Source organism: Pseudomonas sp. Sample_23 (assembly GCF_004307595.1).
Lineage (GTDB): Bacteria > Pseudomonadota > Gammaproteobacteria > Pseudomonadales > Pseudomonadaceae > Aquipseudomonas > Aquipseudomonas atacamensis.
Genome location: NZ_RCNX01000046.1, coordinates 1 through 12,639, shown reverse-complemented (window position 1 = coordinate 12,639; position 12,639 = coordinate 1). Strand labels below are relative to the sequence as shown.

8 protein-coding genes are annotated in these 12,639 nt (G+C 61.4%); all 8 read right to left on the bottom strand.

All coding sequences use genetic code 11. The features are described 5' to 3' along the window. Positions 1-173: 173 nt before the first annotated feature. Positions 174-3,767, bottom strand: a complete 3,594-nt coding sequence (locus D8U82_RS11860) for a glycosyltransferase (protein ID WP_130902256.1) — start codon at positions 3,765-3,767, stop codon at positions 174-176. A gap of 109 nt (positions 3,768-3,876) precedes the next feature. After that, the gene (locus D8U82_RS11855; protein ID WP_130902255.1) at positions 3,877-5,445 is read right to left on the bottom strand and encodes a flagellar hook-associated protein 3; all 1,569 of its coding nucleotides are present in this window, start codon (positions 5,443-5,445) and stop codon (positions 3,877-3,879) included. A gap of 13 nt (positions 5,446-5,458) precedes the next feature. Next, the gene (gene flgK, locus D8U82_RS11850; RefSeq protein WP_130902254.1) at positions 5,459-7,504 is read right to left on the bottom strand and encodes a flagellar hook-associated protein FlgK; all 2,046 of its coding nucleotides are present in this window, start codon (positions 7,502-7,504) and stop codon (positions 5,459-5,461) included. A 25-nt stretch (positions 7,505-7,529) separates the two neighbouring features. Beyond that, positions 7,530-8,846: a flagellar assembly peptidoglycan hydrolase FlgJ gene (flgJ, locus tag D8U82_RS11845; protein ID WP_130902253.1), complete on the bottom strand. Its 1,317-nt coding sequence runs from the start codon at positions 8,844-8,846 to the stop codon at positions 7,530-7,532. A gap of 11 nt (positions 8,847-8,857) precedes the next feature. Then, positions 8,858-9,946 carry a flagellar basal body P-ring protein FlgI gene (locus tag D8U82_RS11840; RefSeq protein WP_024012083.1) on the bottom strand — a complete coding sequence of 363 codons (1,089 nt, stop codon included), beginning with the start codon at positions 9,944-9,946 and terminating at the stop codon, positions 8,858-8,860. Between the two features lie 27 nt (positions 9,947-9,973). Continuing rightward, positions 9,974-10,669, bottom strand: a complete 696-nt coding sequence (gene flgH / locus D8U82_RS11835) for a flagellar basal body L-ring protein FlgH (protein ID WP_016771110.1) — start codon at positions 10,667-10,669, stop codon at positions 9,974-9,976. A gap of 51 nt (positions 10,670-10,720) precedes the next feature. Next, positions 10,721-11,506 (bottom strand): flagellar basal-body rod protein FlgG, encoded by a 786-nt coding sequence (gene flgG, locus D8U82_RS11830; RefSeq protein WP_024012082.1) that lies wholly within the window; start codon positions 11,504-11,506, stop codon positions 10,721-10,723. A gap of 45 nt (positions 11,507-11,551) precedes the next feature. After that, a complete protein-coding gene (locus D8U82_RS11825) occupies positions 11,552-12,292 on the bottom strand; it encodes a flagellar basal body rod protein FlgF (RefSeq protein WP_016771112.1) in 741 nt (246 codons plus the stop codon). Between the last annotated feature and the right edge of the window lie 347 nt (positions 12,293-12,639).

Sequence of the window (12,639 nt, the reverse complement as noted above, 5' to 3'; positions counted from 1 at the left end):
TGCTTACTTTTTTTAGGCGTTTGTAAAAAAAGTGAGTCGCCGTAAGGGCGAAACCGCCAACCGCAGCGCAGCAAAAAACGGATATTCACCCAAACCAACCAACGCCTGGTCGGCCCAAAGGCCGCCAAGGCCCCAAAAAAAAGGCAACCCCAAAAAGCCGCCCATATAAACGATCAATCCGCCAGCCAGCCATTCTCCCAATACCGCAGATTGTCACCACGCAACACATAATCGCGCATGACCACCTCGTGCAGCTCGTCACCCATGCGATAACTCGCGTCAGGGTCGGCCAGATGCATGCGAATCGCCTGCAGCCATTCATCAGTGCTGTTGGTCTTCACCCGCGTGCACGGCAGGTAGCCCTGATAGGCTTCGGTATCAGTGCAGATGACCGGATAACCACAGGCGCCGTATTCCAGCAAACGCAGGTTGCTCTTGCAGTCATTGAAAATGTGAAACTCCAGCGGTGCCAGGGCCAGGTCGAGGTTAAGACTGGCCAGCTTGGCCGGATAGACGTCCAGAGGAATCACACCGTGGAACTCGTGCATGTACGGACGCAGGTCATCCGGGCACATGCCAAAGAATACCCAGTCAACTTCGTTGGCCAATTCACGCACGACATCGGCAATCACCGCCAGATCGCCATGGTGGCTGGTGCCTCCGCCCCAACCCACGCGAGGTTTTTTCGAGGTGCGGCGCTGACCCCGCAAACCGGTCCAGAGGTTTTGCGCGAGCATGTTGGGGACTACGCGAATGTCGTGGTGCATGTCCGACAGCGCATTGGCCAGTGGTTGAGTCGAGACCACCACGCGGTCGCACAGGCTGATCGCCTGGCGCACCATCCGTTCCATTTCCTGCTTGCTGGGCATGTTGCGGATATGCGCATTGCGATGCGGAACATCGATCACATAGTCATCCAGCTCGAAGATGCGCCGGGCATGGCAGAACTTTTTCAGCGGCGGGATTTCATCGATCGCGCCCTGGGAATAGCGCCCTTGCAGGACGATGACATCCGGCGACTGACGCTCGATTTCAATGATCGACGGCAAGCCGTAACGAATACACCCTTCGGCGCGGTTCGCCGCTTCCAGCTCTATCAGCGGCTGACTCATGCGGTAATGGCCAATGGCTGAGGCATTGATCGGCACGGCGAGTACGTTGGGCAATTGCGGCCTGGAAAAAGCAGTCCACCCCGTACGCAGGCCCGGCTCAAGGCTGAAACTGGTCGCTCCGACGCCCTGCAGTGACAGGTTGACGTTGAAGGCCGGATCGCGGGCAATGCGCGGCAGCCAGCGCTTGTAGAAGGTCTCTTGCTCGTGCAAATGTTGCTGGCCTTGCTCAGTTGTCGACTCGACAGTCGGGCGCACGCCCTGAGCCAGCAAGGCATAAGGCGTCCACACTACCAGGTAGCCTTCCTGGCCGATGCGCAGGCACAGATCCACCACGTTCAGCGCCTGCTTCAAATCCTCTTCGTCAAGCCCTGCCACCGCCTCGAAAACCGTCTTGCGCACCATCAGGCAATCACCGCCGACTGCACTCAGATCGTGGGTGGCCTGCAGCCGGAACATATAACCGTCCGACTGCAGCGACTGTCCATAAAATGGCAGCCCGACCGCGCCCTGCATCCCCAGAATCATGCCGGCATGCAGCACATAACCATCCGGGTTGAACAACTTGGCGCCGACCACGCCGACTTCCGGGCGCTGCGCATGATTGAGCAGTTCGTCCAGCCAGTCGGCGTGGGTGATCACTGCAAAGGTATTGAGCAGCAGCACATATTCGCCACGGGCCTTGGCCACGGCAAAATTGTGCAGGGCAGCCATGTTGTCCGGCTGCGGGTACGTCAGCACGCGGATTCTGTCACCACCCAATTGCGCGATGCCGTCCAGCCATGCTCTGGCCTCAGCGGTTTCGCTGCCGTTGTCGACCAGCAGCAGTTCGTAGTCGGCGTAGGCGGTTTTTTCCAGCACGGTCTCGACACACCGCTGCAAGGCAGCGGTCTGATCCCGGGTGACGATGATGATCGACACAAGCGGACGGCGCGCGTGCCGATAGTCGACACGATTGAGCAATTGGCAACTGCCACGGCGGATTTCATGGGCAACGCCAATGCGTTGCAGATGCGCTTCGAGCACACGAGGGTTCTGTTCGATGACGCCTGGCTCGGCCAACCACCGCGACAGATCGAATGGCGACTCCAGCAGAACTTCGGCGACATGCCCGATCACCTGAGTGCCGTCGCTTTCGACCATGCGCCACAGCATGTCGTGAGGAGCCAGTTCGGTGAACGTCGTGTCAAAACCACCCAGCGCCAGAAAGCGTTCGCGCTTGAACGCCAAGGCGCGCCCGACATACGGGTAGCTGCGCATCAGATCAAGGTTGAAATCGGGTTTGAAGGCGGGTTCCACGGACTCACCATCGCGCAGACCGCCTTCATCGCTGTACACGCAACCGAGCGACGGCGAGTGCGCAATCCGGTCAGCCATGACCAGCAAGGCCGGCACCATCAGCCGGTCACCGGCCTGCAACAGGTAGAACCAGTCGGCGCCCTCCAGTTGGGGCAACAGAGCGTTGATCTGACCCAGCCCGTCACCTTCCAGTGGCATGTGGAACACGCGCCCATCCAGCGTCGCCTCGTTACAGGAAGCGGACAGCACCAGAATCAGTTCAGGCGCATAGTCCTGCCGAGCAAGCGCCTCAAGCGTGCGCTCGACTCCATCGCGACTGCCCTGGGCATCAATGACGATCGGCACTATTCGCGGCTGTTGTGGCCAGGCGGCCAGAGTTTCCGGCAGTAACTTGCGCTGCCCTTCAGTGAGACTGCGGCACTGCAGCCAGTGCGCGTAGAGTTCGGCGAAGCTCCAGCTATCGATGCCGACGCACCACTCCTGGCGACTCTGCTTGGTACCCAGCGTTCGGCTCAGGGGCAGCTCTTCCCAGACGCGCGGCATTACGTCAGCCTTGGTCAGCGGGACATAGCGCACCCAACCCGGCGCTGGCGCCGACTCGCCGCTGCGCGCCTTGAGCATTTGCAAAATCCACTCGCGCTCGACCTCGACCGCGTCTTTCATCGGCTGCTGAGCGCTCAAGCGCTCCGGATACAGCCGCTCGGCACTGAGCACGGTGTTCGACATCGCCAGATTGCCGCGCCGCAGCAAGCATACGTACAAGGCGAAATCCAGGGTGGCGACAAAGCAGTGGCCGTCCTGAGTCAGCGCCGGCAACAAGTCGACGAGGTCCGAACGACGGAACAAGGCGCTGGAGAAACCGCCCAGCACATTGACCGGAAATTTTTCGAAGATGCCCAGCAGGTCATCACCCTTGAACAGACCGCTGGCCGGTGACAACGAAGTGTTTTCAAGGCGCGCCGGCAGAATGATGTCGTCGGCGTCCCAGAACAGCCGCTGAGCCAGCACCAGGCTGACTTCCTCACGCAACATCTCGTGCGCCTGCTGCTCGATGCAGGCGGCATAGAGATGGTCGTCGTCACACATGAACTTGACGAATTCACCCTGCGCCTGATCAAGGCACGCCTTGAGATTGCCGACCAGGCCCAGTGTGCGCGGGTTGCGCACATAGCGCACGGCAACACCCGAGCGCTCGGCCACAGCGCTGACAATCCCTTCGATCTCACGACCACGACTGTCATCGCAGACAATGATCTCAAGAGGCACGTATGTCTGGCTGACGGCGCTGTTCAATGCCCGCTCGAAAAAGCGCGGATTGAACGCAGGGATGGCAATGCTGACGAGAGGAAGTGAATTCACGGCGGGCTCACAGGCGGTACGAGCCCGCTCGCAAAAACGAGCCCTTGATACCGCAAAAAATCATTAACAGAGGCACAACGTTGGCGGGCGCTCACGCACCCGCCAACCATCAGATCTTGTTGAACAGACCCAACTGACTGATCTTGCTGAACGCCAGTTGCGCGGCTTGCAGCATGGTCTGTTGCAGCGTCAGACGGGTCATGACTTCAGCCGGATCGGAATCACGAATCGAACCCTGAGTCGTGCTGTTCGCCGTGGTCAGGCTGTCGTTGGTGATGGTCTGCATGTCCAGGGCCTGGCCGCGGGCACCAATGGTGGTCACCGCCGTGCCGATCTGATTGGCAGCGGCATCGATGTTGCCGAGGCCGGCCTCCATCGCGCCCTGCAATTTCTGCTTGGCAACCGGGTCACCGTCGACTGGCGTATTCAGCGCGGTGATCATCTGGCCCAGAGTGTCGAGCACGTTCTGGGTCTGATGATTGTTCGGCTGGATCGAGAACTGATCACCAGCGGCCGGCGCGCTGCCCAGGGCGAAAGTCACACCGGCAGCGGTGGCGTTACCGCCGGCAACCGTGCCCGAAGAAACCGGCTTGCTGTCGGCGGTCACTGGCGCGGCATACAGATCGAAATCGGTGGCGCTGGTGAACTTGAGCACCGCGCCGCCCTGCGGGAAAGCCGCGGTGTAGGCTGCCTGATCGGTGATGGTCGAACCGGTGATCACGCTGGTCGACGGGTTACCCGGATTACGCGTGGTGGTGAACGAGTCCGGCGAGGCCGACAGCTGGAAGCTGTGCCCTGCGATAACGGCGTCCGGGTTGGTATCGCCGGCCTTCAGGTTGACGTTCAGCTTGAGGTCGACGCCACGGAAGCTGACAGTCTGGTTGGCGCCGCTGCTGTTGCTGATCAGGCCATTCTGGCTGGCTTCGGCGGTCACATCGTTGCCCAGCGCATCGGTAATCTTCAGCTGGGTGCTGCTGACGAAATCGATGGTGTACGGCTGCCCGGCAGTGAACTTGGCATCGTAATTGGCGGCAGTGCCGACGGTGCCGTTGGACAGCACGACACGGCCGTCATCGACGGCTGGCGCAGTCATCTTGGTGTTGGTGCGGCCGGTGTTGATGGTCTGCTGGAACGCGTCCCAACCGGTGGTGTTGGTGCCCACGGTCATGCCGTCGCCGATGCCCAGATCGATGGTGGTCTGGTCGCCGTTGTAGCTGAACGTGCCGTCAGAATTCTTCGAGTACGGCGCGGTATCGGTTTTCGAACCGGAGAACAGGTAATTGCCGTTGGCATCCTTGGCGTTCATCAGGCCCAGCACTTGTTGCTGGATCTCGCCCATCTCCGAGGCGTACGCCTGGCGATCCTTGTCGGTGATCGTGCCGTTGTTCGCGGCCAGCGCAAGTTCCTTGGCCCGTGCCAACGCCGTGGTGATCGAATCCAGCGTGGACTCCTGCACGTTCAACGCACTTTTGGTGGTGTTGACGTTGGTCTTGTACTGATCGAGCATCGCTGCCTGCTGGCCCAGCTGCAGCAGACGCCCGGCACCGATCGGATCATCGGCGGCGGTGTTGATGCGTTGCAGGCTGCTCGCCTCGCTCGCGGTGGCGACAGCCTTGTTGAAGTTACGCTGATAATCCGAAGCTTGCGTTCCGTAATACTGGGCGGTGGAAATGCGCATGAATTACGACTCCTTAAAGGCTGTTGATCAGCGTGGCGAAAGTTTCCTGCGCAGCTTTGATGATCTGCGAAGACGCTGTGTAGTACTGCTGGTACTTGACCAGGTTGCCGGTTTCTTCGTCCAGGTTGACCCCGGAAAGCGAATCGCGGGCACCCTTGGCGTTCTCCAGAATCGCCGTGGTCGCGGCGCTGTCGGACTTGCCTTGGGCGGTCTTGGTACCGACGTTGGTCACCAGGGTGTTGTAGGCGTCGGTCAGGCTGATGCCCTTGCTCGCCGAACCGGTGTCCACGGTCTGTTTGGTTTGCAACGCGACCAGTGCCTGGGCGTTGCGGTTGTCCGAAGACGCCGCGCCGGTCAGGTTCATGGTGAAGGTCTCGCCGGTTTTCGGCGTGCCGCCCACGGTGGTCTGCACGGTGAAGGTCTTCTGCACGTTCGGCGTGACCGTAGTGTCCATCACCGGGTTGCCGCTGGCGTCGACGATGCCGACTTTCAGATTCAGCGTGTTCGACTGGCCGGGCACGATGGTACCGGTGCCCAGCGTTCCGCCCTTGGCGTCGACCAGGGTGTACGACTGGCTGCCGCCGCTGACCGCGCCGAAGACCAGTTTGACCGGCGTTGAATTCTTCAGCGCCGCCTGCATGTCAGCCTGGGCGGTCGGGTTGTAGATGTCGATCTTGTCGCTGAGCGTCGGCTGGGTGTAAGTGCCCAGACCGTTGGCGCTGGCGACGCCGGTCAGCGGACCTGCCGCAGCGATTTTCTTCGGATCGGTCAGGACCGTCTGAATGCTCGCCGCCGCGTTGCGGGTCGGCGTGATCTTGAACGAGTCACCCGCGCTCAGCGCGCCGCCATTCAAGGCCAGGGTAAAACCGTCGATCACTGGCGGCGGATTGGTCGTGGTGCTGAACGCGCCCAGATCGGTGCCGTCGGAACGCTTGACGGTGTAATCGGTAGCGCTGGTGAAGGTCACCTGATAGTCGCTGGTGGTCAGCTTGCCGGTGTCCTTGATGGTCACATCGAGGTTGCCCGAACCGGCGCTGTTGCCATCCTTCGCAATGCTGCGCTGACTGATCAGGGCGGCACTGTTGATGTTGTTGAAAATCGCCGCGCCGAAGTCACCGTTCTTGTCGATGCCCTGGGCTTGCTGGCTGTTGATCTGATCGGCAATCACCAGAGCGACGCGACCGAGCTCGTTGAGCGACGGGTCGAGGACTTCCTTGCGATAGGTCAGCAGACCGCCGATTTCGCCACCGCTGATCACCGAAGTAATGTCGATGGTGCTCGAACCGCGATCCATCTGGATCGACATGCGCGACGGGTCGGTCTTGCTCGCAACCATGCTCAGGCTGTTGGTGGTGTTGCCGATGACCAGCGGCTGGCCGCTGCCGACATAAATGTCGAAGCTGGTGCCGCGTTCGACGACCTGGGCACCGGTCAGCTCCGAGAGCTGACGCACGGCTTCGTTACGGCTGTCGAGCAGGTCGTTCGGCGCCCCGCCACTGGTGGAGATTTCGCCGATCTTCTGGTTGAGATTGGCGATCGCCGTGGCGAGCTTGTTCACCTGGGCGGTCATGTCGCCGAGGCTGCCGTTGATCGTGGTGTTCTGATCGTTGAGCTGCTTGGCCAGGGTATTGAAACGGCTGGTCAGCGCCTGCGCGCCGGTCAGCACCGACTGACGCGAAGTGTCATCGGTGGCCGACGTCGATACGCCCTGCATCGAGGTGAAGAATTTCTGCAGCACACCGGTCAGGCCGGTGTTGGTGTCCGACAGCATGGCGTCCAGCGGCGTCGCCTGCTTGAGAAACGCGGCCGATTCGCTGTCCAGCGAAGTCGCGGTGTGCAGCTGCGATTCCAGGTACGAGTTGTACACCCGGCGCACGTCAGCCAGGGTCGTGCCCGTGCCGATGAAAACGCTGCCGTACTGCTGCGAGGACTTGGTGCCCTGCACGGTTTGCTGACGTGAATAACCGGCGGTGTCGACGTTGGCAATGTTGTTGCCTGTCGTAGCCAGAGAGGACTGGCTGGCCGACAGTCCCGACATCCCGATATTGAGCAAACTCATGGTTCAGACCTTATTACCTGGTGCCTTATAAAGGCGTGGTGGAGACACCCGCCGCAGCGTAGTTTTCAAAACTGTTCATCTGCTTGGCAATTTGCGAAATCTTCGTCGCGTAGTTCGGGTCGGTGGCGTAACCGGCCTTCTGCAACTCGCGTACAAACTGTTCTGGGTTATCGGCCGACTTCAGCACTTCTTGATAGCGATTGTTGCTCTGCAGCAACGTCACCAGATCGTGGAAGCTGTCCTTGTACGAGGCGTAGGAACGGAACTCCGCCGTCTCCTTGACCATCGCGCCATTGCGGAACTCGCTGGTGATCGCGCGGGCCGAATCGCCCTTCCAGTTGCTGCTCGCCTTGATGCCGAACAGGTTGTGGCTGCTGCTGCCATCCTGGGCGCGCATGACCGATTTGCCCCAACCGGTTTCCAGTGCCGCTTGCGCCACCAGGTAACGCGGATCGACGCCGATGCGGTCGGCGGCTTCCTTGGCCATCGGCAGCATGGTGTTGACGAATTCGTCGGCGGAACTGAAGGCCTTTTTCGCCGGTGCCAGCGGAATCTGCGCCATGGCGCGGCCGTAGACCTGCATCTGCCCGCCAGCGGCTTTCTGCTCTTCGGCACGGGCCAGCCAGTCGCCGTTGTACAAAGCGCCGGAGCCTGTGACGGCGGTAGTCGCAGCACGTTGCGGCAAGGCGTTGGTCGCTGCGGCCGCAGTGCTGGCAGTGGCCACGCTCGGCGCCGACGGCACCAGACCAGCGAGCAAGCGATCGGCCAGTTTCGGCGGCAATGCCAGACGCCGCTGGTTGATCAGCGCCATGTCGTTGCGATGGGAAATATCGGTGTTGTTCGGCACATGCACCGAGCGCGATGCCCACAACGGACGCTCGCCGTTGACGCGGGACAGCGGACCGGTGGCGACGGTGCCGGCGGCAATCGGCGTCGGCACGGCGGCGGCCTTGGCCAGCGCTTCCTGCTGCTTGGCGGCGGACGCGGCGGCAGCCTCGCCCGGCGCCATCGGTTTGTTCTTCGACATCTGCCGGATCAGCACGTCGGCCAGGCCGATACCACCGCCCTCCCGCGACATGGAAACCGCCAGTTGCTGGTCGTACATTTCCTGATACTGCTTGGCCGCCGGCGTGTTCAGCGGGTTGTCCTGGCCGAGCGCTTCGGTGGCCGAGCGCATCGACTTGAGCATTTCGCCGAGGAACAGCGACTCGAATTCCTGCGCCACCTTGCGCATGTTTTCGTCGCTGTTCTTGTCGCCGACCTTCAGCTGGTTCAGACGATTGAGGTCGGAGTAGGAACCCGAATCGCTGCTGCTGACCAGACCGCTTTTGCGCATATCCATGGTGGCCGGCCTCAGATCACGATCAGGTCGGCTTGCAATGCGCCGGCCTGCTTCAGAGCTTCGAGAATTGCCATCAGGTCACCCGGTGCCGCGCCGACCTGGTTCACCGCACGGACGATCTCGTCGAGGGTGGTGCCCGGGCCGAACTTGAACATCGGTTTGGCTTCCTGTTCGGCATTCACTCGCGAGCGCGGCACGACGGCGGTCTGGCCGTTGGACAGCGGGCCCGGCTGGCTGACGATCGGGTCTTCGGTGATGGTCACGGTCAGGCTGCCGTGGGTCACGGCGGCTGGCGACACTTTCACGTTCTGGCCGATGACGATGGTGCCGGTACGCGAGTTGATGATGACTTTTGCCACCGCCTGACCCGGATCGATTTCGAGGTTCTCCAGGATCGACAGGTAGTCGACGCGCTGGCTCGGATCCAGCGGCGCAGTCACCCGCACCGATCCGCCGTCGATGGCTTGGGCGACGCCAGGGCCGAGCATGTCGTTGACCTTGTCGACGATGCGCTTGGCGGTGGTGAAGTCGGAGCGGTTGAGGTTCAGCGTCAGGCTGTTGCCCTGGTTGAAACCGCTCGGCACCGCACGTTCCACCGACGCACCGCCAGGGATGCGACCGGCCGACGGAACGTTGACGGTGATCTTCGAACCATCGCGGCCTTCAGCGTCGAAACCGCCAACGACGAGGTTGCCCTGAGCGATCGCATAGACGTTGCCGTCGATACCCTTGAGCGGCGTCAGCAGCAAGGTGCCGCCACGCAGGCTCTTGGAGTTACCGATCGAGGACACGGTGATGTCGACCTGCTGACCCGGTTTGGCAAACGCTGGCAGATCGGCACTCACCGACACCGCCGCGACGTTCTTCAACTGCACGTTGCCCGATCCCGGCGGCACCTTGATGCCGAACTGCGAGAGCATGTTGTTGAAGGTCTGCAGGGTGAACGGGGTCTGCGTCGTCTGGTCACCGGTGCCGTTAAGCCCGACCACCAGGCCGTAACCGATCAACTGGTTGGAGCGCACGCCGGAAATGCTGGCGATGTCTTTCAGCCGCTCGGCGTGTGCGGTGAACGCCGCAGACATCAACAACGCGGCCACCATAAGGCTTTTCAGATTCAACGTAGCCACCTAGAAAGGGAACAGCGGGCTGAGGAAGAAACGGTCGAACCAGCCTGGCTGACTCGTATCGGCAAACGCGCCGGTACCCGAGTAGGTGATGCGCGCATCGGCGACACGGGTCGACGACACGGTGTTGTCGGTCGCGATGTCGTCGGCGCGGACCATGCCGGCGATGCGTACCAGTTCGTCACCGGTGTTGAGCGTCAGCCACTTCTCGCCACGCACGGCGATGATGCCGTTGGGCAGCACGTCGGCCACGGTCACGGTGATCGAACCGGTCAGGCTGTTGCTCTGCCCGGACTTGGCATCACCCTTGGTCGAACGGTCGGCGCTGTAGCCGGCGTTCAGGCTCAGGTCACCGCCGCCAATCGGGTTGTTGGTGGTCAGGCTGGAGCCGAACAACGAGGTCAGCCCGATCGAGTTATCGCTGTTCTTGTCCATCTGCGAGTTGGCGTTCTTGCTCGCCTGGGTGCGCTCGTTCAGGGTGATGGTGATGATGTCACCGACCCGGAACGCCTTGCGATCGCTGTACAGGTTCTGCTCGAAGCCGGCCTGATAGATCGAGCCATTGTTGGCAGCCGCCGGCAACGGTGTGCGCGGCAACACCGGGGCGTAGTAAGGGTCATTGGGCTTGGGCGTCGGGGCGACGCAGCCCGCGAGCGAGACGACCCCACTCAATGCCAGAACAGATACAAAGCGCTTCATGACCCTACCTCACGGTGTTGCTGGCGACCTCAGGCCGCCCCAAAGACTGGATTACAGATTCTGCGTTACGAACGAGAGCATCTGGTCGGCGGTGGAGATCACCTTGGAGTTCATCTCGTAGGCGCGTTGAGTGGTGATCATGTTGACCATCTCTTCAACGGTGCTGACGTTCGAGGTTTCCAGGGTGTTCTGCAGCGTGGTACCGAAACCGTTCAGGCCCGGGGTGCCGACCTGCGGCGCGCCGGAAGCAGCGGTTTCCAGGAACAGGTTGTTGCCCACGGCTTGCAGGCCGGCCGGGTTGATGAAGTCGGCGGTCTGCAGGTTGCCGATCACTTGCGAGGCCGGGTTGCCGGCGATGGTGATCGACACGGTGCCGTCACGGCCGACGGTGAAGGTCTGCGCATCGTTCGGGATGATGATCGCCGGCTCCAGGGCGAAACCGCTGGCGTTGACGATCTGGCCATTGGAGTCGAGGTGGAAAGTACCGTCACGGGTGTAGGACGTGGTGCCGTCCGGCTGCAGGATCTGGAAGAAACCGCGACCGTCGATGGCCATGTCCAGCGGCTGCTCAGTGGTTTGCAGGCTGCCGGCGGTGAAGTTTTTCTGGGTGCCGACAATGCGCACACCGGTACCCACTTGCAGACCCGACGGCAGTTCGCTGTCCTGGGTCGACTGGGCACCTGGCTGACGCTTGATCTGATAGAGCAGGTCCTGGAACTCGGCACGGTCACGTTTGAAACCCGTGGTCGAGACGTTCGCCAAGTTGTTGGAAATGGTGGTCAGGTTGGTGTCCTGGGCGGACAGACCGGTTTTGGCAACCCATAGAGCCGGAAGCATTCGATTCTCCTCGTGCGCCTGTTTTACGGCGCGACGTTCTGATAATTAGCTGATCTGCAAGACCCGAGCCATGGCCTGGTCGTCGTCTTTGGCGGTGTTCATCATCTTGACGTGCAACTCGAACTGCTTGGCCAGGGCCAGCACCGAAGTCATTTCTTCCACGGCATTGACGTTGCTCGACTCAAGGAAACCCGAGACCAGTTTGACGTTGGCGTCGGCTTGCGCCGGCTGGCCGTCCTTGGTGTAAATCGAACCGTCGAGGCCTTTGTTCATGTTCTTGATGTCCGGGTTGACCAGCTTGATCCGGTCGACTTCGGCCATGACGCGGGGGCCTTCGCCCATCGCGCGAATGCTGATGGTGCCGTCTTCGCCGACTTCGACCTGCTGCTCGGGCGGCACGGCGATCGGGCCGCCATTACCGATCACCGGCATGCCGTTGCCGGCGCGCAATACGCCGAGGGCGTCGATGTTGAGGCTGCCGGTGCGCACGTAGCTTTCACCACCGCTGGGGTTTTGCACGGCGATGAAGCCGTTGCCGGATACCGCGACGTCGAGTTCACGCCCGGTCTGCACCAGCGAGCCCGGCGTGAAGTCGGTGGCGGGACGTTCGCTCATGGCAAACGCGCGCGCCGGAAAGCTGTCACCGAACACCGGCATCGAACGCGCCTGCTCGAGGTCGCGCTGGAAGCCGTTGGTGGAGATGTTCGCCAGGTTGTTGGCATGCGCCCGCTGCGCCAGTGCGTTCTGGCTGGCGCCGGTCATTGCCACATAAAGGTACTTGTCCACTGTGTTTCCTCTGCATGCCGGACGTTTGCCGCCCACCGCTGTACTGCTCAGCCATAAGCAATTTGCAGACCAACTTTTTATTGGCGGGCGAAGGCCCGGTAAACAGGGGACTTGAGGGGATCGGAGGGAGAATCTGAAATGGTTTGAAGACGAAAAACCGGCGGTGTCATGCCGGTTAGTGGCAAGGATCGGCCTGGACACTGATCGTTCCCATGCTCTGCGTGGGAATGCCTCACTGGACGCTCTGCGTCCGCTTGGGACGCTGAGCGTCCCGGGCTGCATTCCCACGCAAAGCATGGGAACGATCACTTGCGGCTATGACTGAGACTTGCCAACCTCATACTCAC

Excerpts from the sequence above, each read along its gene's own strand:
- flgG (WP_024012082.1), bottom strand. The coding sequence starts at position 11,506 with ATGCTTCCGGCTCTATGGGTTGCCAAAACCGGTCTGTCCGCCCAGGAC.
- D8U82_RS11840 (WP_024012083.1), bottom strand. The coding sequence starts at position 9,946 with ATGGTGGCCGCGTTGTTGATGTCTGCGGCGTTCACCGCACACGCCGAG.
- flgH (WP_016771110.1), bottom strand. The coding sequence starts at position 10,669 with ATGAAGCGCTTTGTATCTGTTCTGGCATTGAGTGGGGTCGTCTCGCTC.
- flgK (WP_130902254.1), bottom strand. The coding sequence starts at position 7,504 with ATGAGTTTGCTCAATATCGGGATGTCGGGACTGTCGGCCAGCCAGTCC.
- D8U82_RS11855 (WP_130902255.1), bottom strand. The coding sequence starts at position 5,445 with ATGCGCATTTCCACCGCCCAGTATTACGGAACGCAAGCTTCGGATTAT.
- flgJ (WP_130902253.1), bottom strand. The coding sequence starts at position 8,846 with ATGGATATGCGCAAAAGCGGTCTGGTCAGCAGCAGCGATTCGGGTTCC.